Genomic DNA, 20,589 nt, shown 5'->3' on the forward strand with positions numbered 1-20,589 from the left:
TAATGGAAAAATTGGTTTTTATTTGAAAAATTTGGTGAATCCGAAAGATAACGCTGATTTAATCCCAACTGCTTGTAGCGCAAGAACGTTAGGTACCATTCCACAAAACACTTTAAAAAATGACATGTAAACTATGTAATCTTAACAAAGAATTAAGAGAAAGTCACATTATCCCGAAATGTATTTTCAGATGGCTTAAAGATTCTGGCGGAGATTATTTTAGAAGTCCAGAAACTTCAAACAGAAGATTACATGATGGTATTAAACCGAGAATGCTTTGTAATGAATGTGAGGGAATATTCTCCAAATTAGAAACTGATTTTTCATCCAAAATTTTTTATCCACATGTAAAAAAAGGGCAAACAACTTTTGAATATAATGCTAATCTTTTCAAATTTTCCGTATCAATTCTTTGGAGAGTTTTATGTCAAGAATACTCATCGTTAAGTTCATACCCAAATTTTAGTCAAGAATTATACGATGCCGAAAAAGAGTGGCGAAGTTTTTTATTCAGCGGTAAGAAATTGGAGAACATTAATGAAATTCATTTAATTTTCACAACTCATTCACTCAATTACAACATTCAGCCGGTAGAAAATTTTTTATATTATCATGCAAGAGGAATTGATGCAAGCGTCTATTCAAATTCACATTTTAGTTTTATTTACGCTAAATTAGCAAGAGTCATAATTATTGGTGAAATAGCTAATAAAAGTTCTTTTAAATTTTCTAATAATGTAATAACTGAAAGTCCAGGCAATCTCGATACGGAAAAAACTAAACTTGAAGAACTTACAAAAGCTTACATGATAAATCGTCTCAAAAAAATAAATACTCAATTCGATCAAATATCGGAAAATCAGAAAAGAGTTGTATTTGAATATGCCGACAAACAAATGAAACAATCAGAGAATACAGAAATGTATAAAATAAACATGGCGCAACTAAAAATGTCAATTGACGAGAATTTTCTAGATTTCTAAAGAACGGCACCTAACAGCTATTTTGCAAGATTGGGCATTTAGTCGAATTACCGTTTATACAAATTTTATTTTTTCTTAAATTAAAAAGTAAGCACATACAAATTATTTTTACTGTCATTAATTACTCTTTCCTTTATTAAAAAATTACATCTTTTGTACACCTCTACCCTCTTAATGCCTTATAAATAAAGGAAAGTTAGATATTGCATCGGAAAACAACATATAATAACTTCCTGTTTTCATTAATAGTTGTAACAAAATATTGCAGAAAAATAACAAAAAGAGGGTTATCGAAACTAGTATTTGAATCAGAAGGAAATCAACAATCCCAAAATTATATAACCAAATTACAAAAAAATTGAAACATAGTTGTCACTGACTTAAGCATCTACAGGGCAGTAATTATTTGTCTTTTTGTAGTCAAAAGAATTATCCAGATGACTTCCAAACAATACTATCTCTTTTTCATCCGTGATTCAATCAATGGTATAAATTTAAAGACCCAGAGCTGAATTGTCGAATGATAGCTTTAGGATAGCAATGACCTTGGGTATTCATTTAATATATTTTGAAGTTCTAAAAATAATAGTTATTAAATAGAAGCGACTGAACCAGGTTAATTCATTAAATAAAATACCAATCTAAAAAACTACAAATTTAATAATTTACAGATTTTATATCTTTCACAAAAGTGGTTTTGCTAAGGAATAATAAAACCTTAAAAATATTATTTTTTTCAATTTCAACTCGTGTTGAAGATTGTGGTTTATATTTGTTTCCAAAATTGATTTTAGCTACTTTTAAAAAATTAATAGTTTTTGTGACCCCAATTTTTCAAAACGAGTATTTTTCCAAATAGTTATTTCGTCTTATTATGATTAGATTTTGCATAGCAAAATGTTTATTTGCATTCTTTATCCTCACAAATTGCTATTCAATGATGCTTCCGACAGTTCATTCAGTTGTGAATCAAAAAGAGGACACTTTAATAAAAACAAAAATTACCAATCTTCTAGCGCATGGAGCCGATTTCTTATATAAACCAGATAGTTATAAAAAAGATATGGACAGCGCACGTTTTAATTTTGATCGCGCTTCTGCCTTAAGCGATCGTATCAATAATGAGTCTCTTCAATATAAATGTCTGTTTTACTATGGAGAACTTTTGTTCGAAGAAAATAATTATCCCAAAGCAATAGAAAATTTTAAAAAGGTCATTGCTTATTATCAAAAAACAAAAGAATATATAAAAGAAGCCGATATATGGGAAAAACTCGGAAAAAGAATATTTTGGCAATTGCCTCGTGATTTTAAAAACTTCGAAAATTCTATAGACTGTTTTGATAAAGCAGCCAAAATTCACAAAGATTTGGGCGATCTTGAGCGTTACGCCTACTTGCGAAAATACAAAGCCGATGCCCATTTAAACCAAGGAAGACTGGATTTAGCCGAAAAGGAACTACTTGAAGTCGTATCGATTTATAAAAAAACCAGTTATAAAAATCTACACTACACTTATGATTTATTAGCAGATGTCTACCGACTAAAGGGAGATTTAGGCAAAAGTCTATATTACGCTCTTGCGTGCGTAAAAAGTATGGAGAGCAAGAAGGATTTCAGACAAGCTCCGGATTTTTATGAGCAGCTTGCAATTGCCTACAAAGATCTTGGCAAACATGATTTGAGTGCAGAATTACTAACAAAAGCAATTTCTATTATAAAATCTAAAGAAGAATTAGATTATACCAATTTATATGCTTTTTCAGATTTATTGAGTAAAGAACTTATTGCGTTAAAAAAACCAAAAGAAGCTTTAAAACAGATACAGAAAATTATAAGAGAATATCCCCCACTAAAAGATACCGATAAGGCTATAATTTATGGTTCTCTGGCGTATTGTTATAATAAAAATAACCAAAGAAAACTGGCTGAAGCCAATTTTACAGAAATGGTTCATTTGTATGAAAAAAGCAATTCTATCCTGGATATAGATTTATCTCAAGCCTATTTTGAGTTTGGAAAATTTTACGAAGAACATAAAAACTATGAAAAAGCGAAGCTTAATTTTCAGAAATCGCTTCATTTTCCAAAAGGAATTGTAGAACTTTCTCAGATAAAAGACGCCAATTTATATTTGTTTAAAATTGATTCTGCACAGGGAAATTATATTACTGCGATAAAATATTTTCAGACCTACAAAGATTTGAATGATTCTATTTTTAATGAAAAAAAGAACAAGCAAATTGAAGAATTGCAAATTTTATACGGTCTTGAAAAGAAAGAAAAAGAATTTTCGACTCTAAAATTAAATATGGATGACGAAAAGCAAAAAACATTTCAGGCAGAAAACACTATAAAATTTGGTATTTGTATTGTTGTTTTTCTTGTAATAAGTATTTTTTTATTTTGGATTAGTTATCAATCTAAGAGAAAAAACAATAAGCTTTTAACGCTTCAAAAGAATGAGATCGATCAAAAAAATGAGGCGCTTCAAAAACTGGTTATAGAAAAAGAATCACTTATGCAGGAAATTCACCATAGGGTAAAGAATAATCTGCAAATTGTGATGAGTCTCTTAAATTCGCAGTCATCAACTTTAAAAAATAAGGAAGCTTTTGATGCCATTCAAAAAAGCCAGCATAGATTGTATGCTATTTCTCTTTTGCACAAAAAATTATACAGAACAGATATCATAAGAGAAATTGAAATGGAAAATTATATTAATGATTTACTGTATAATTTCCGGGATTCATTTGACATGCAGAATATCACTTTTGAAGCTCATCTTGATCCCTTATTTCTTGATGAAGCACAAGCTGTTTCTGTTGGTCTTATTTTGAACGAATCGATTACAAATGCCATAAAATATGGTTTTCCAAATAATAAAAAAGGAACTATTTTTATCTCAATAGAAGCATTGGAAAACTTCAGGATAAAACTTCAAATCAGAGATACAGGAATCGGTTTCCCTAAAAAATACAATACTTCTGACACTTTAGGCATCAACTTAATTACTGGTTTAACGCAACAAATCGATGGCGAAGTTTCATTTTTTAATGATAATGGCGCCGTTGTAAAAATTGAATTTGTAAAAAATAACATTACTCAAAAGTAAAATTCCTTTATTGATTTCTTGTTTTCTCTATATACTCCAAGTGCTAAAGAGAAAATCTAATTTTTATTTAAAAAAACAGGTCCGAGTAAGATTGAAAAATAATCTTACTCGGACCTACTTTTTGGTTACAGATTAAATAATCAATTTTCTAAATTTCCTCAATTCTCATTAGGTGAGTAATAAATTTACGACATATCGTAACGAAAAACCATTTCCAAAATTTACAAAATCCTTATAAACAAAGGCATCAGCATAAAGGCATGTTATTTGGCTAATGTCCTGCGATGCGCTCCAATAGAAAGAAGCAGAATAAGGAAAAAAATGAAATAAAACTTAATCAATAATTTAAAACCATAACAGATGAGTACAATTACAGTAAAAGATGGAACAGCGATTTATTACAAAGACTGGGGAACAGGACAACCAATAGTTTTTCACCACGGATGGCCATTATCTAGTGATGATTGGGATGCACAAATGATGTTTTTCTTAAAACAAGGTTACAGAGTTATTGCGCACGATCGCCGCGGACACGGACGTTCAGGACAAAGTTCTGAAGGAAACAATATGGATACGTACGCTGCAGACGTAGCTGCATTGACAGAAGCACTTGACCTTAAAGATGCTATACACGTAGGACACTCTACTGGAGGTGGCGAAGTAATTCGTTACGCTGCAAAACATGGAAAAGGGCGTATTGCAAAAGCAGTAATTATCAGCGCTGTTACACCAATTATGATTCAGAATGAATCAAATCCAGAAGGTGTTCCATTATCTGTCTTTGACGAAATCAGACAAGGAACTGGATTTAACAGAGCACAATATTTTTACGATTTCCCGATTCCGTTTTACGGATGGAACCGCGAAGGGCAAACAATTAAAGAAGGAATTAAACACAATTGGTGGCGTCAAGGAATGATGGGTTCCGTTTTGGCTCATTATGAAGGTATTAAAGCATTCTCTGAATCCGATTTTACAGAAGATCTTAAAAGTTTGGATATTCCAGTTTTGGTTTTACATGGAGAAGACGATCAAATCGTACCATTCGGACAAGCTCCAAGAGCTGCAGCACTTTTGAAAAATGGAAAATTGATTGCTTATCCTGGATTTCCTCACGGTATGCCAACAACAGAAGCAGAAACAATTAATAAAGATATTTTAGAATTTATTAAGGCGTAATCTGATAGTCATTAATTGACAAAACTGCCTGTTATCAGTTCGCTTTTTCAGGTAGTTTAAAATAACTTTTTATGTGTTTAATACAATAACCCATAGTTTTTAAATTTAAAATAAAGGTATTTCATTCGTAGGTACACATAGCTATGTGTGAAAAACGAGTTTCTTTCAAATACCTTTTTAAGAAAAAAAATCTATGTCGCTGGGTGTTGAACATACAAACATCAAAGCCTTAAAATTTACAGGCTAAACTAATAATAACTTTTAAAAATAAATAAAATGAAACCTGCTACAAACTTATTAACCCCAGACAATCACACATTAGTATTAATTGACTTTGAAGGTCAGATGGCTTTTGCTACGAGTAACATTTCTTTGAGTGAATTGCGAACTAATGTTGCTATAATCGCTGGTGCCTCTAAAATTTTTAACGTTGCAACAGTTGTAACAACAGTTGCGGAAGAAAGTTTTTCTGGTCCAGTTTTTCCAGAATTAGAAGAGTTTTATCCAATTGCAACTTCAGGATATATTGATCGTACGACAATGAATACCTGGGAAGATGAAATTGCGTACAAAGCTATTACAGGAAAAAACAAGAGAAAATTAGTTCTTGCCGGTTTATGGACAGGTGTTTGCATCGTTGGACCAGCTTTATCTGCAATCGAAGAAGGTTACGAAGTTTACGTAATTACAGATGCCTGCGGTGATGTAAGTGCAGAAGCTCACGAACGTGCGGTACAAAGAATGATTCAGGTTGGGGCGCAACCGATAACTTCAATTCAGTATTTATTAGAATTACAAAGAGACTGGGCTCGTGAAGAAACCTATGTTCCGGTAACGAACTTAATGAAGAAATATGGTGGTTCGTATGGTTTAGGAATTCACTATGCTCATAATATGTTGAAACACTAATTCAATGTCAATGTCAAACTTGAAACCTGACACGAGCCTTTAGCCAAATTGGCGAAGCAAACAAAACTAAACAATCCTTTTACGCTTCATTATATTGAAATCAACAAAAATCATATCGGATAACGTCAAGTTACTTTTTCTTTTTCTCTTTTTAGGAAGTAGTGTATCGGCTCAAAATTTTAAGCTTTTACGTTATGATGAAAATTACGAATCGTTAAAAGATTCGGCTAATAATTTTTACGAGAAATTAAAATTTATTCCCTTAAATCAAGAGAAAGATTTTTACTTGTCTTTTGGAGGCGAAGCACGATATGAATACGTTGATTTCAATAATGAAGATTGGGGACGATTAAATATTGGCAACAACAATTTTCTTTTGCAGCGCTATGATCTACATGCCGATATACATTTAGGAAAAAAATTTAGAGTATTTACTCAATTAAGAAGCGCCTTACAAGACGGAAGAATAAACGGTCCGAGAGGAATTGACGAAGATCAATTTAATGTTCAAAATCTTTTTTTGGATGTTAATGTTTGGCAGAAAGAAGATAAAAAACTGATTGTTCGTGCCGGAAGACAAGAACTAGATTACGGTTCCGGAAGATTGATTTCGGTAAGAGAAGGTCCAAATGCGAGATTATATTTTACAGGAGGAAAAATTATGTTCTCTTCTGCCCGATTATCGATTGACGCATTTGCAATGATGGCCGATACAATTTATCCTGGAGCTTTTGATAATAAAATGTCAAAACAGCTTAATCTCTGGGGAGCATATTCTAAAATAATTTTTCCAAAAGCTGGAAATCTGGATCTATATTACCTCGGAATCAAAAGAAATGCATCGCTTTTTGAACAAGGAATTGCTCCAGAAAAAAGACATACTATAGGTTCAAGATTTTGGAAATACGGTGGTGGTTTTATTTACAATCTCGAAGCGGCATATCAATTCGGAAGTTTTGGTTCTGGAAAAATAAATGCCTGGACAGCCTCGGCAGATTTGGGATATTCATTCGAAAACATCAAATTAAAACCGACGATAAATCTTCGAAACGATTATATTTCAGGAGATCAAAACAAAAACAGCGAAAACCTGCAAACGTTCAATCCGCTTTATCCAAAAGGAGGTTATTTTGGTTTTAGTCCACAAGTTGGGCCGGTAAACCTTATCGATATTCATCCGTACGCCACAATGGATTTATTACCAACGCTGAAGATGCAGATCGATGTGGTATTTAACTGGCGATTCTCAACACATGATGGGGTTTACAGACCAAGCGGCTCGCTAAATCTTCCCGGAAGTACATCGGACGAAAGTTATATAGGAACAGCTTATCTAGCCAATTTTACTTATAGTGTAAATAAATATATATCTGTCGTAAGCGGGATTCAATACTTTAAAACTGGCGCATTTATCAACGACATCATTCCAAATTCTAAAGACGGCGTTTTCTTTAATGCACGACTTGGCATTAAATTTTAAAAACATAAAAATACATTCTGAATAAATCAAAACGCGGATAAAATGTTTTCACGATAGCAAATCTGCGTCTGTTTCGTCAAAATCTACGTTACTCTGTATTAAGAAAAATAAACATCAACTAAAATTATAAATATGAAAAAATTAGTCATTTTAAAAAAACATACAATTAGAGAAGTAACTCTAATTCTTCTACTATTCGCAGGAATAACCAATACTGCTTTTGCACAAACCGCGGCACTTGGTTCAACTATAACCTGGGGGAAAGTAGACGGCGTTGCTATAAACGGATTGGTTCAAGGACCCTCTTCTGCAAAAGCTGAATTACAAGTTGCTTGCGTTTTTGAATATACTGAAGGTGATATCTTTAACCCTCCTGCTCTTCCTGCAAACCTAAACGGTATGATTCATCTTGATGAGGCTTTAAAAGGTATTATTACCGAATTACGCAAAAGCGGAAAATTTACAGCACATTCATTAGAAACTTTATTGATTACACCTCCAAAAGGAACTTTAGCCGCAAAAAAACTATTACTTATTGGTTTAGGCGATCGTACAAAATTCACTCCTGATTTAATGATCAGCGTAGGAAGCACAGCCATGCGCGAAGCTTTACGTTTGGGTGTAACCAATTATTCGTTTGCGAGCGATATTAAAGATGCAGGAATTGATTCTCCAACTGCTTTGGTTGCCAAAAATGTAGTTTTAGGTTCTTTTGAAGCCTACAGAGTACAAAACTATTTGAAAGATAAAAAATTATCTGACAATAAACCTTTAACCAAAATTATTCTGCTAGCCGGCCCAGCATTTTACAATGTTGCAGGCGAAGGAATTAAAGAAGCAATCACAAAACTTAATTCTAAATAATAGAAGCTATGAAAGCAGATCTAATTTTATTCAACGGAAAAATTCATAGTTTCAATGCCGAAACACCGAATGTTACAGCAGTTGCAATTAAAGATGGAAAATTTATTGCCGTTGGAAACGACAGTGACATCATGACTTTTGCTTCAGAGGAAACGAAAACAATCGATCTTTTGAACCGAAGAGTAGTTCCTGGAATCAACGATTCTCACATCCACTTAATTCGTGGGGGACTAAACTATAATTTAGAATTACGTTGGGACGGCGTTCCTTCGCTTGCCGATGCGCTCAGAATGCTGAAAGAACAAGTAGATCGCACGCCAAGTCCGCAATGGGTTCGTGTGGTGGGCGGTTGGTCAGAGTTTCAGTTTGCAGAACGAAGAATGCCGACTTTAGAAGAAATTAATGTGATTGCTCCAGATACTCCTGTTTTTATTCTGCATTTATACGACAGAGCAATCATGAACAGAGCCGCTTTGAGAGCAGTTGGCTACAACAAAAATACGCCTGCACCTCCAGGCGGACAAATCGAAAGAGATTCTAACGGAGAACCTACAGGACTTATTATTGCCACACCAAATGCGATGATTTTATATTCGACTTTGGCAAAAGGCCCAACACTTTCATATGAACATCAGATCAATTCAACACGTCATTTTATGAAAGAATTAAACCGTTTCGGAATCACAAGTGTAATTGATGCCGGCGGTGGTTTTCAGAATTTTCCAGACGATTATAAAGTGGTAAATGAATTGAATGAAAAGAAACAACTTACCGTTAGAATCGCTTACAATCTTTTCACACAAAAACCAAAACATGAGTTTGAAGATTTCTCAGATTGGATTGATTCTGTAAAATTATATCAGGGCGATGATATGTACCGCCATAATGGTGCGGGCGAAATGCTAGTTTTTTCAGCCGCAGATTTTGAAGATTTTTTACAACCAAGACCCGATTTACCGGAAAACATGGAGGCCGAATTGGAAAAAGTAGTTCGCCTATTGGTTGAAAATCGCTGGCCGTTTAGACTTCACGCAACCTATAACGAAAGCATTACAAGATTTCTGAATGTCTTCGAAAAAATAAATCAGGAAATTCCATTTAACGGATTACCATGGATTTTTGACCACGCCGAAACAATTGACGAAAGAAATATTGAACGCGTAAAAAATCTTGGTGGCGGTATCGCTGTACAAAGTAGGATGGCATACCAAGGCGAATATTTCACCGATCGTTACGGCGCAAAAGCAGCAGAAAACACACCGCCAATCAAAAAAATGATTGAAATGGAAGTTCCCGTTGGTGCGGGTTCAGACGCTACACGTGTAAGCAGTTATAATCCGTGGGTTTCTATGTATTGGATGACGGTTGGGAAAACTGTTGGAGGTTTGCAATTGTATAATGAAACAAGATTGAACAGACAAACTGCCTTAGAATTGTACACCAGAGGAAGCGCCTGGTTTTCGCAGGAACAAAACAAAAAAGGAGATATTAAAACCGGAATGTTTGCTGATTTAGTGGTTTTAGACCGCGATTATTTTGCTATTGACGATGAAGATATTAAAAAAATTGAAGCTGATTTAACGATTGTCGACGGGAAAATCGTATACGCCAATGGCGATTTTTCTACGTTTTCTCCACCTCATATTCCAATTCTACCAGACTGGTCGCCGACTAATATTTACAACGGATATCCAGCGAGAAATAGTTTTCAAAGTGCAATTGAGAAAAATTCAAAGACAACGGAAAAACCAAGTCTGACTTCTCAAATACACAGTTGTAGCGGCAGTTGCGATGTACATGCGCATAGTCACGATGTTGCGAGAATGAGCAATGTTCCTGTCAATAATTATAACGCATTTTGGGGTGCTCTTGGGTGCTCTTGTTTTGCTTTTTAAAAAATAAATGTAATGATAGATATTATAAAACAAATTCTGAACTCTGATTTAGGAAGTTCATTCAACAATATAGCTCTTTTGATTTTCAGAGTTTTATTAGCCTTTGAGCTTTTTAGAGTTCACGGTATGAAAAAATTCAGAGTTGAAAACGGACAAAAAGAACAGGTTCCGAATCCGTTACATCTTCCAGAAAAACTAAACGATTTGATTGCGATATTCTCCGATACTATAGTTCCGTTTTTTATTATTCTCGGACTTGGAACTCGCTTGGCTGTTTTACCAACAATTGGCGTAACTGCCGTTGGTTATTTTGTAGTGCACCGAAAAGACTCTCTCGAAGTACGCGACGTTCCCTATATGTACACTTTATCCTTATTACTTATTTTGGCACTTGGTGCAGGAAAATATTCACTTGATTATTATTTATTAAACCTAATTTAAAAATGAAAGCAAACATCGGAATCAAACAGGAAAACCTATCAAAAGTCGTAGAGATTTTATCTAAAATTCTTGCAGACGAATTTGTTCTTTATACCAAATCAAAAAGGGCGCATTGGAATGTTGAAGGACCTGATTTTTACAACAAACATCTTTTTTTTGAACAGCAATATGATGCTATTGATGAAATTGTAGATACTGTTGCAGAAAGAATTCGCTCTCTAGGACATTATGCTCCTGCAACGCTAAAAAATTTCTTAGCGCTAACACATCTTTCTGAAGAATTACACGAAAAAAATGACGCAAACGGCTTTATTAAAGAGCTGCTTATCGATCACGAAAGTATTATTATTTTCCTTCGTGAAAACATCAATTTTATCGCTAATGATTTACAAGATGCTGGAACTAGTGATTACATAACGAGCCTTGTCGAAACTCACGAAAAAATGGCGTGGATGCTTCGCGCTCACTTAAATTAATATTATGGAAATTCAAAAAAACATTTGGTACGTAACCCTGCTTTTAACCATTATAGCAGGATATTGCGATACCGTAACTTTCGTCGCAGCCGATTCGATATTTTCGGCACACGTAACGGGTAACTTTATTGTCTTTGCCTATCAAATCATCAAAGGTTCTGACGCTCATGCGTGGATTAAATTATTGACTTTTCCGATTTTCATCTTAGCGGTAATCGTGGGAGGAAGAATCACTTTAAAAAGTGTAAATCGTTATACTATTTTGTTTTGGGAAGGCATTATTTTATTACTAAGCGGAATTGCTTCTTATGTTTTTGGCTATTTAGAAAACTTTTCAGAATGGACTATGTACGCGGTAGCAATGACAACCGTTTTTGCGATGGGGCTTCAAAATGCTTTTGGAAAAATATATGTAAAAGAAACACACGGACCTACAACCATGATGACAGGAAATGTAACTCAGGCTTCTCTTGATTTGGGAAATCTTATAAAAAATGGATTAAAAGATACTGAAGTTCTACTAAGTTTAAAAAAACAATTGGTTACCATCTTTGGCTTTTTAATTGGTTGTTTCCTTGGAGCAGTTGCTGGTAAGTTTTTCGGTTTGGGAACTTTAGTTTTTCCAGGAGTAGCAATGATAATCTGTTATTGGTATCACAGAAATAAATAGACTTTATTGCACATTAATTTACAGAATTATGATAAACGATTATCTCTTAACAAATGAATAATTCAACCTTCTTTTCTGTCAGCAAATTTGTGTGCATTTGGGTTGCTATTTTATCCATTTTCGCGATAAATATTCATGCGTTTGCAAAGCGAAAAGATAATTATATTACATTAAAAAAAAATCCAATTCTTTATTTGGTTCCAGCAGAAGACAAACTGCAAAAAATTCAAACCCGCAATGACGCTGTAATAGTATATGTTTTTAAAGGTAGTTTAGCCGTTTTAATTCTTTTCATCACATTATTTTACAATTGTTTTAAATTGAAAAAGAAAATCAATGAGCAACTAGAAATAAAAAAACAAGAAATCAACGAACAAAACGAACACAATAAAAAGATGTTCCTTGAAAGAGAATGGCTTTTAAAAGAAATTCATCATCGAGTAAAAAACAATTTTCAAATTGTGATTAGCTTACTCAATATACAAGCTGCTTATTTGGATAATGAAGATGCTTTAATGGCCATACAAAACAGCCAAAACAGAATGCAAACAATGTCTATTATTCATCAAAAACTATATCAATCTGATAATCTAACAAATATAGATATGAATTGGTATATTTATAAATTGATCAATTATATTAAAGAATGTTTTGATATAGTTGATCAGATTCATTTTATTTTAGACATTGATAAAGTGTATCTAGATGTTTCACAAGCTGTTCCTTTAGGATTAATAATTAATGAAGCCGTAAATAACTCCATAAAATATGCATTTCCACATGAAAATAAAGGCAATATATATTTGTTTCTTAAAAATACAGGAGAAGATAATTACAAACTAATTATTGCAGACAATGGTGTTGGAACTACCGAAAATTTTAATCCTACTGAAAGAAATTCATTCGGCATGAATTTAATAATAGGCTTAAGCAACCAAATTGATGGAACTTTGGATGTCATTAATGATGATGGATTGCAAATCAAAATTACCTTTACTAAAAATACAGAATTTGACGAACGAACAGACAATTCTGAAATTATTTAAATTTACAGAATGAAGGGAAAAATTCTAATTGTTGAAGACGAATTTATAGTAGCAAACGATTTAAAAATCATGTTATTAAAATCTGGTTATCAAGTTACTGGCATAGCTTCTTCAGTTATACAAGCGCGTAAATTAATTGAAGAAAAAAGACCCGATTGGGTTTTACTAGATATTATGCTAAAAGGTGCCCTTACGGGAATTGATCTGGCATGGGAACTGCGCAAAATGCAATTACCGTTTCTTTATATTTCTGCAAATACCAATCAATCAACTTTAGAAGCAGTGAAGGAAACGCATCCGTATGGTTTTATGGTAAAACCTTTTAGAGAAAGTGATTTGCTTGTAATGTTAGACATTGCTAAATACAGATTTGATCAGGAAAACAAAACTTTTACAAATAATCATGAATCCGAAAATTATGAAATTAAAGAAATTATTGGCAAAAGCGATTTACTGAAAGAAGTTATAGAAAAAATAAAAGTTGTAGCTCCAGCAGAAACTTCGGTTTTAATTCTCGGCGAAAGCGGTACTGGAAAAGAAAGAGTCGCACATTCGATTCACGACCTTTCGGCTCACAAATCAAGTGCCATTGTGATCGTAAATTGTGCAGCATTACCATATTCCTTAATAGAATCAGAACTTTTTGGACATGAAAAAGGAGCTTTTACGGGAGCAAATGCATTACGAATTGGAAAATTTGAACAAGCCCACAACGGAACTATTTTTCTGGACGAAATTGGTGAATTACCTTTAGATTCTCAAGTAAAATTATTACGTGTTTTACAGGAAAAAGAAATTCAGAGATTGGGCGGGAATTCAACTATAAAAATTAATGTCCGTATTATTGCTGCAACCAATAGATCCTTAGAAAAAGAAGTCGCCGAAGGTCGTTTCAGACTCGATTTGTATTATCGCTTAAATGTATTTCCGATACAATTACCAACTTTAAAAGAACGTAAAGAAGATATCGAAGTTTTGGCTAATTATTTTCTAATAAAATACGCAACAAGTTCTAAAAAGAATATTTCAAGCATTAGTAAATTGGCTTTGTCTCAATTGTTACAATACGACTGGCCGGGAAATATTCGTGAACTGGAACATTTAATAGAAAGAAATGTATTGCTTTCAAAAACAAACGAAATAGATAAATTTGATCTTCCTGCTAATTCTACTATTCTTTTTGAAGAAAACAATGGTAAAATAAAAACGATGGAAGAAATGGAGAAAGAACATATTATGAAGGCATTAAAAGCAAGTGATGGGAAAGTTTCGGGAATTGGTGGCGCTGCAGAACTTTTGCAAATGTCTGCACAAACTTTGTTTTCTAAAATAAAAAAATTAGGGATTAAACAAGGATATTAATCTACATTAAGTGGACTTAACTGTGAGCTTATCGAACTTTGCTTTTATAAACCAATACATAAAAACAAAATTATTATGGAAACAATAAAACTAGAATTAGACGAAAAAAAACACGGCAATTTCAATCTCTATGTTGATGGTAAAAAACAAGGCGAAATGACCGTAAGTCTAAAAGATGATTTATTAACGGTTTATCATACAGGCGTTGAACCAGAAGCCGAAGGAAAAGGCTATGCAAAGAAACTTCTTCTAGAAATGGTTTCGTATGTGCGCGAAAATAAAATGATGGTTAAAGCACTTTGTCCGTATGTACATGCTCAATTCACGAGACATCCAGACGAATATCAAGACATCTGGAAAAAATAATTTATAAAACAAAACTCATGAACTTAGATACTATAACTGCTGGCATCCCTTTAAACGAAGCAAAAAAAGCCTTAATTATGCTCCATGGGCGTGGTGCAACACCACACGATATTTTATCAATTGCAAAATATCTTAATGTTGATGAATTTGCTTTGGTAGCGCCACAAGCAGCAAACAGAACCTGGTATCCTTATTCTTTTTTAGTTCCGACTAACGAAAACGAACCTTACTTTTCAAATTCTTTGGAAGCAATACATCAGGTGTTAGTTGCAATTCAACAAAACGGTATTGAAAAAGAGAACATTTATTTCTTAGGATTTTCGCAAGGAGCTTGTCTTGCTTTAGAGTTTACGGCAAGAAATGCCGCAAAATATGGTGGCGTTGTCGCTTTTACTGGTGGCCTTATTGGTGATAAAGTTTACGAAGAACACTATCACGGTAATTTTGAAAATACGCCTATTTTCATCGGAACAAGCGATCCTGATTTTCATGTTCCTGTAGAAAGAGTAAACGATTCTGAAGCACTTCTTAAAAAAATGGGTGCCAATGTAACTAAAAAAATCTACGACAACATGGGACACACTATAAGTCATGACGAAATTTCCATAGCTAACGAACTCATTTTCTCAAAAAAATTATGATCCAGATTACACGAATTTATAGTGACAAAAATGGAGAAAGTCAATTTGAGAATTTAGAAATTCCGTTGAAAAACAATGGTGATATCGGTTTTTTATCTGATGATGAGCCAGTAAAATCTATTGTTTTTAGAGAAGTTAAACCTTCCTACGATTATGATTTTCATAACGCACCAGACCGACAATATATTATTTTATTGGAAGGTGGCGTAGAAATAGAAACTTCATTAGGAGAAAAGAGAATTTTTGAAACAGGTTCTATATTATTAGTCGAAGACACAACCGGCAAAGGGCACAAAACGAAAAATATCGAATCAAAACTTAGAAAATCGATATTTATAAAATTATAATTATGGAAAAAGAAACCGTAAGAATTGAAGGTTTCAGCGATGCTGTTTTTGCCATTGCCATTACACTTTTGGTTTTAGATCTTCATACACCGGATTCAGAAGTTGTGAAAAATGGTGCGCAATTATTAAGTTTTCTAAAAGGCGAGTGGACAACCTATCTGGCTTTTACGCTTTCTTTTTTCAGTATTTTTATCATGTGGGTCAATCACCACAAGATTTTTAAACAAATATACAGTCGAAATACTGCTATTATGTTTGCTAATGGATTGATACTTTTTTTGGTTTCTGCCGTTTCTTATCCAACTGCTTTATTAGCTCGTTTTTTTAATGAAGAAGCTTCTAATATTGCTGTGGCTGTTTATACAGGCATTTTTGTGCTCATCAACATTTCGTACAATCTTTTATGGTTTGTAGCGAGTAAAAACAAGAAACTTTTACGTCCGGGAATTACTGATACTGCTATAAAGAAAATTAGAAATAATTATTTGTACGGATTTCCTACCTATCTAATTGCATTTGGTATTTCATTTAAATTTCCGGCTGCGGCCTTAGTAATAAATTTGGCTTTGTTATTGTTTTGGGCAGTTTCTTCAGGAAAAATAAAGATTACTCAAGAATAAAAATTCAGTCTAAAAATATTTTTTTCTAATTCCTAATTTCTGCATTTTAGAAATAAGCGTCGTTGCGGGTAAATCTAATAAAACTGCAGCACCCTGCGGTCCAGAAATTCTTCCACCGCATTTTCTCACCACTTCCAGAATATGTTCTTTCTCTACTTCCTGCAATGTTTTGGTGTTAAAATCATTTTCTAAATTATGAAAATCTCTAATAAAATTTTTCGGAAAAATCATTTCATTTATAACATCCTCTGTAGTAAACAAAATACTGCGTTCTATCATATTTTCCAATTCCCTAACATTTCCTAGCCAAGGATTTGCTAGCATTTTTTTAAGCACTTTTTTAGAAAAGCCTTTGATCTTTTTTCCAATTATATTCGAATGCTTTTCTAAAAAAAAATTACTAAGAATTTCTATATCTTCCGGGCGTTCGCGCAATGCAGGAAGATCAATCGGAAATACATTCAATCTGTAAAATAAATCACTTCTAAAACGTCCTTCGGCAACTTCTTTTACGAGTGATTTGTTTGTTGCTGCAATTATTCGTGTGTTTAATTTTAGGCTTTTATTCCCTCCTACTCTTTCTATCTCTTTTTCCTGTAAAACACGAAGTAATTTCCCCTGAAGTTCTAAAGGCAATTCGCCAATTTCATCTAGAAAAATGGTGCTGTTTTCTGCTTGTTCAAACTTTCCAATTCTCAAATTTAATGCGCCTGTAAAAGCTCCTTTTTCGTGACCGAATAATTCGCTTTCTATTAAATTTTCAGGAATCGAAGCACAATTTACTTTGATCATTTTTTCATTTGAAACAGATGACAATTGATGAATCGCGCTTGCAATCAGTTCTTTTCCAGTTCCAGTTTCGCCAGTAATCAAAACCGTAGAATTCGATAATGCAACTTGAGAAATCAATTCATAAACATTTTGTATAGCCACACTTTTTCCAACAATTCCATGAAAATTTTCAGTTGCTGTATTTATCGTTCTTACTTTTCTTTCCTCAAAATTATTTTTCAAAAGCTTTAATTCTGCTAGATTATTTTCATATTTAGCTATCAATTGAATATTTTGAACGGTAATATAAAGTTGCGTTGCAATACCGCGAAGAATTCGATTAGATTCTCTACTAAAAATAGAAGCATTTTTAAAGAAGAGAAAAAATACGTTTCGGTTTCCTTTAGTATCTATAAGACCAATTCCAATTCCGTTATTAAAATTTTTATGGCTTACGGATTGAAGATAATCTGGAAGTTTATTTTTTTCTTCTTTGATAGTTTTTAAATCAAAAATAACATTATCCGCAGAATTTAAACAAGCATCAAAAAAACCATCTTCAACGGCGTAATTTTTACTTTCTGACTCTTTTTGATCTGAGAACTGAAAGAAAATTGTATAGTCTAGTGCTTCTTTATTTGCTGAAGCGAAAATAAAATCTTCAAATAAAAAATGCTCTTTTAATAAACCATTTACTAAAATCTGAAAATCTGACTTGGTCAGAACTTCTGAAAGTGACTTACAGATCGATAAAATGAGAATTTGTTCTCTTTCTCTTTCCTGCAATCTGTTGAGCATAATTGCAGTTTGATCTGTTAACTTTTCCATAAATAGTAATTGCTTCAGTATTTTTTTTGATAAAACGTAAATTTAAGAAATAGCCTTTATTAAAATACTATCTATTCTCTGAAATAAAAACAATCACCAAACATAAAATTACGATATATCGTAGAACTAAAAAAAAGTAAATTAACCAAAATATTTGTTTTACAATACATTAATCAAAAAGGAACATTATTTGGATATACTTATTAATGATCGAAATTCAGCCTTTTTTATTTCTTAATCTAGATTAATCGATGCGTACCCATAACGGGCGTAAATTTGTAGAACAAAAATCAATAATAATTAAATATATAACTACCATGGAAAATAAAATTTTAGGCTTACACCATATTACAGCAATTGCAGGTGACGCTAAACGTAATTTTAACTTTTACTCTAACATATTAGGATTACGATTTATCAAAAAAACGGTGAATTTTGATGATCCAGGAACCTACCATTTTTACTTTGGTGACGAAGTGGGAAGCGCAGGAACTATTTTAACTTTTTTCCCTTGGGGAGAAGGAATTCAACAAGGCAGAAAGGGCTCGGGAATGGCAACCGAAATTGGATATTCTGTTCCAAAAGGAAGTTTAGAATTTTGGCAAAACCGTTTTGAGAGATACAATATAATTTACAATAAACCATCTGAAAAATTTGGAGAAAAATATTTGACTTTCCTTGATCCAGACGGTTTAAAACTAGAATTAATTGAATCTAAAACTGAAGACAATAGAAAAGCTTGGGAAACTGATGAAGTAAAAGCAGATGTTGCTACAAAAGGTTTTCATAACATTACTTTGACTCTAAACGACATCAAACCAACGGCGGCAGTTTTAACTGAAATATTTGGTTATAAATTAATTGATCAAGACGTAAATCGTTACCGTTATGCAACAGATGCTGTAGAAAATGCGGCTATTGTAGATTTAGTTGAATTGACGGATGAAAAACACGGACATGTAGCAAACGGATCTGTGCATCACGTAGCTTTTAGAGTTGCAAACGATGAAATTTTAATGCACTTCCGTGAAAAAATCGAAGCTTACGGATTATCTATTACGCCACAAATTGACAGAAATTATTTCCACTCTCTTTATTTTAGAGAACCAGGTGGCGTTTTATTCGAAATTGCAACAGAAAATCCTGGATTTATGGTAGACGAAAGCTTAGAAGAATTAGGCAAAAATTTAAAACTTCCTGCACAATATGAATCTGACAGAGCCGCAATTGAAGCACATTTGGTTAAAATTAATTAATTATTAAATTTAACCGTTTTAAAAAAATTAAAACGAAAATGGAGTTGTTACGGGAATTGATTTTATATTGAAAAAAAGTACGAATAACAAAACCTACCCAGTTGGACATGCAGTTAAAAAAACAAGGACTAGATTTAAGGAGACCCTTTTAATTAGTCCTTTGTGAAACTGCTATAAAGAGTGTGTAAGTTAAAAAATAACTGAGTTTGATCTTTTAATTAAAATTGAACTCTTTTTTCAAATATCGAAAACACACAATTGACTATCAACACATTGCCACAACAACCTCACTTTTATAAAAAAAAAGTTCCATACAGCTAATTGATCTAAAAATGGTATTTTAACAAAAGAATCCAAATAAACATTTAAAAGATTCAAGCTATAAAAATCCAATACCGATGAAAATTGGGTATTGGATTTTTACATTTCGAGCATCAACTACAACTTTCACATCTATTGTATTTATTTACCAATATTCTAAAGATTTTCTGTTCTCGAAAATATATTTTTTATGTATTTAAATCTATCGGTTTTCCCGAAAAGTTTCTACAGGTGCATTTCCATGCAAAAGTCATTGCGGAAGCATGGTATATTCGTTAATATATTTTAGTATTTCATTTTTTCAATAATTGATGTTGGTATTGATTGACACAACACAGAAAATAGAGAAAATCACATTTATTGATAACCACTATTTTATAATTATGATAGATAGATCTATAAATATTTAAGTATTTTAATACATCAACCGCGACAATATCTTTAATCCTTTCGATAGTATCTACTGATTTTTCTTTTTATAAAGCCATTTCTTGCTAGATTCCTTTTACATAGTTTATAATCTCATGATAAGTATCAGAAAGTTTGAAATAAGCCTCAATACTACATTCTAAGGAACGATGTATTATAAATAGGAGTCAACGATCTAGAAAGACTTTGCGTTAGTTACTAGATGTGATTACTTGGTCTATTCTTATGGTTCCCGTATTGATCCTCTATAAAACCTATTTTACGCTAGTTACTTGCGGATATTCTTCGTTCCTCAGAAGGACAAAATTGGGCAAAAAAAAAACCCTGTTTCGTTAGAAACAGGGTTTTAAAGAAAGGCGACGACATACTCTCCCACATAACTGCAGTACCATCTGCGCAGGCGGGCTTAACTACTCTGTTCGGGATGGGAAGAGGTGAGCCCCGCCGCAATAACCACCTTAAGGTCGTTAGTTGCTTTGGACAACTTTTCAATTGTTAATTATTAATTGTTGATTATTAATTATCAAGTGAACAATATCTTAACACACTGAGATAAAAAAAAATATAATTTATTTAGAAAGTTTCTCCCC

Annotated in this window: 18 protein-coding genes and 1 rRNA gene; 17 read left to right on the plus strand and 2 right to left on the minus strand. The window is 32.9% G+C overall.

Features of this window, described 5'->3' with window-relative positions:
• The first annotated feature begins 119 nt into the window (after nt 1–119).
• From QWY99_RS14945 to QWY99_RS15020, 16 genes are all read left to right on the plus strand, one after another.
• Nucleotides 120–983 (plus strand): hypothetical protein, encoded by an 864-nt coding sequence (locus QWY99_RS14945; protein ID WP_290266401.1) that lies wholly within the window; start codon nt 120–122, stop codon nt 981–983.
• Between the two features lie 937 nt (nt 984–1,920).
• Complete coding sequence (locus tag QWY99_RS14950) at nt 1,921–4,098, plus strand: tetratricopeptide repeat-containing sensor histidine kinase (protein ID WP_290266402.1); 2,178 nt, start codon at nt 1,921–1,923, stop codon at nt 4,096–4,098.
• A 360-nt stretch (nt 4,099–4,458) separates the two neighbouring features.
• Nucleotides 4,459–5,277, plus strand: a complete 819-nt coding sequence (locus QWY99_RS14955; protein WP_290266403.1) for an alpha/beta fold hydrolase — start codon at nt 4,459–4,461, stop codon at nt 5,275–5,277.
• A 276-nt stretch (nt 5,278–5,553) separates the two neighbouring features.
• Nucleotides 5,554–6,186, plus strand: a complete 633-nt coding sequence (locus tag QWY99_RS14960; RefSeq protein ID WP_290266404.1) for a hydrolase — start codon at nt 5,554–5,556, stop codon at nt 6,184–6,186.
• A gap of 94 nt (nt 6,187–6,280) precedes the next feature.
• Nucleotides 6,281–7,666, plus strand: coding sequence for an alginate export family protein (locus QWY99_RS14965; RefSeq protein WP_290266405.1), 1,386 nt, complete (start codon nt 6,281–6,283; stop codon nt 7,664–7,666).
• Nucleotides 7,667–7,798: 132 nt separating this feature from the next.
• A complete protein-coding gene (locus tag QWY99_RS14970) occupies nt 7,799–8,530 on the plus strand; it encodes a M17 family peptidase N-terminal domain-containing protein (protein WP_290266406.1) in 732 nt (243 codons plus the stop codon).
• A gap of 8 nt (nt 8,531–8,538) precedes the next feature.
• Nucleotides 8,539–10,425, plus strand: coding sequence for an amidohydrolase (locus QWY99_RS14975; protein ID WP_290266407.1), 1,887 nt, complete (start codon nt 8,539–8,541; stop codon nt 10,423–10,425).
• Between the two features lie 12 nt (nt 10,426–10,437).
• Nucleotides 10,438–10,866 carry a DoxX family protein gene (locus tag QWY99_RS14980; protein ID WP_290266409.1) on the plus strand — a complete coding sequence of 143 codons (429 nt, stop codon included), beginning with the start codon at nt 10,438–10,440 and terminating at the stop codon, nt 10,864–10,866.
• Between the two features lie 2 nt (nt 10,867–10,868).
• A complete protein-coding gene (locus QWY99_RS14985) occupies nt 10,869–11,342 on the plus strand; it encodes a Dps family protein (protein ID WP_290266410.1) in 474 nt (157 codons plus the stop codon).
• Nucleotides 11,343–11,346: 4 nt separating this feature from the next.
• Entirely contained in the window at nt 11,347–12,012 is a 666-nt protein-coding gene (locus QWY99_RS14990; RefSeq protein ID WP_290266411.1) for a YoaK family protein, read from the plus strand.
• 53 nt (nt 12,013–12,065) lie between these two features.
• The gene (locus QWY99_RS14995) at nt 12,066–13,058 is read left to right on the plus strand and encodes a sensor histidine kinase (RefSeq protein ID WP_290266412.1); all 993 of its coding nucleotides are present in this window, start codon (nt 12,066–12,068) and stop codon (nt 13,056–13,058) included.
• A gap of 9 nt (nt 13,059–13,067) precedes the next feature.
• The gene (locus tag QWY99_RS15000) at nt 13,068–14,420 is read left to right on the plus strand and encodes a sigma-54-dependent transcriptional regulator (RefSeq protein ID WP_290266414.1); all 1,353 of its coding nucleotides are present in this window, start codon (nt 13,068–13,070) and stop codon (nt 14,418–14,420) included.
• Nucleotides 14,421–14,495: 75 nt separating this feature from the next.
• Nucleotides 14,496–14,786, plus strand: coding sequence for a GNAT family N-acetyltransferase (locus QWY99_RS15005; RefSeq protein WP_290266416.1), 291 nt, complete (start codon nt 14,496–14,498; stop codon nt 14,784–14,786).
• 17 nt (nt 14,787–14,803) lie between these two features.
• A complete protein-coding gene (locus tag QWY99_RS15010) occupies nt 14,804–15,427 on the plus strand; it encodes an alpha/beta hydrolase (RefSeq protein WP_290266417.1) in 624 nt (207 codons plus the stop codon).
• On the plus strand, nt 15,424–15,774 hold the full coding sequence (locus QWY99_RS15015) for a cupin domain-containing protein (RefSeq protein ID WP_290266418.1): 351 nt from the start codon (nt 15,424–15,426) through the stop codon (nt 15,772–15,774). Before QWY99_RS15010 ends, QWY99_RS15015 begins: the two co-directional genes overlap by 4 nt.
• A 2-nt stretch (nt 15,775–15,776) precedes the next feature.
• Nucleotides 15,777–16,394: a TMEM175 family protein gene (locus tag QWY99_RS15020; protein WP_290266419.1), complete on the plus strand. Its 618-nt coding sequence runs from the start codon at nt 15,777–15,779 to the stop codon at nt 16,392–16,394.
• 9 nt (nt 16,395–16,403) lie between these two features.
• Here QWY99_RS15020 and QWY99_RS15025 read toward each other — a convergent pair whose 3' ends face one another.
• The gene (locus QWY99_RS15025; RefSeq protein ID WP_290266421.1) at nt 16,404–17,993 is read right to left on the minus strand and encodes a sigma-54 interaction domain-containing protein; all 1,590 of its coding nucleotides are present in this window, start codon (nt 17,991–17,993) and stop codon (nt 16,404–16,406) included.
• Between the two features lie 317 nt (nt 17,994–18,310).
• Between QWY99_RS15025 and QWY99_RS15030 the strand changes: the two genes are divergently transcribed.
• Nucleotides 18,311–19,249, plus strand: coding sequence for a ring-cleaving dioxygenase (locus QWY99_RS15030; protein WP_290266422.1), 939 nt, complete (start codon nt 18,311–18,313; stop codon nt 19,247–19,249).
• Between the two features lie 1,101 nt (nt 19,250–20,350).
• Here QWY99_RS15030 and rrf read toward each other — a convergent pair.
• Nucleotides 20,351–20,460: ribosomal RNA gene (gene rrf / locus QWY99_RS15035) — 5S ribosomal RNA — on the minus strand.
• Nucleotides 20,461–20,589 lie beyond the last annotated feature (129 nt).

It is taken from the genome of Flavobacterium branchiarum (assembly GCF_030409845.1).
Lineage (GTDB): Bacteria > Bacteroidota > Bacteroidia > Flavobacteriales > Flavobacteriaceae > Flavobacterium > Flavobacterium branchiarum.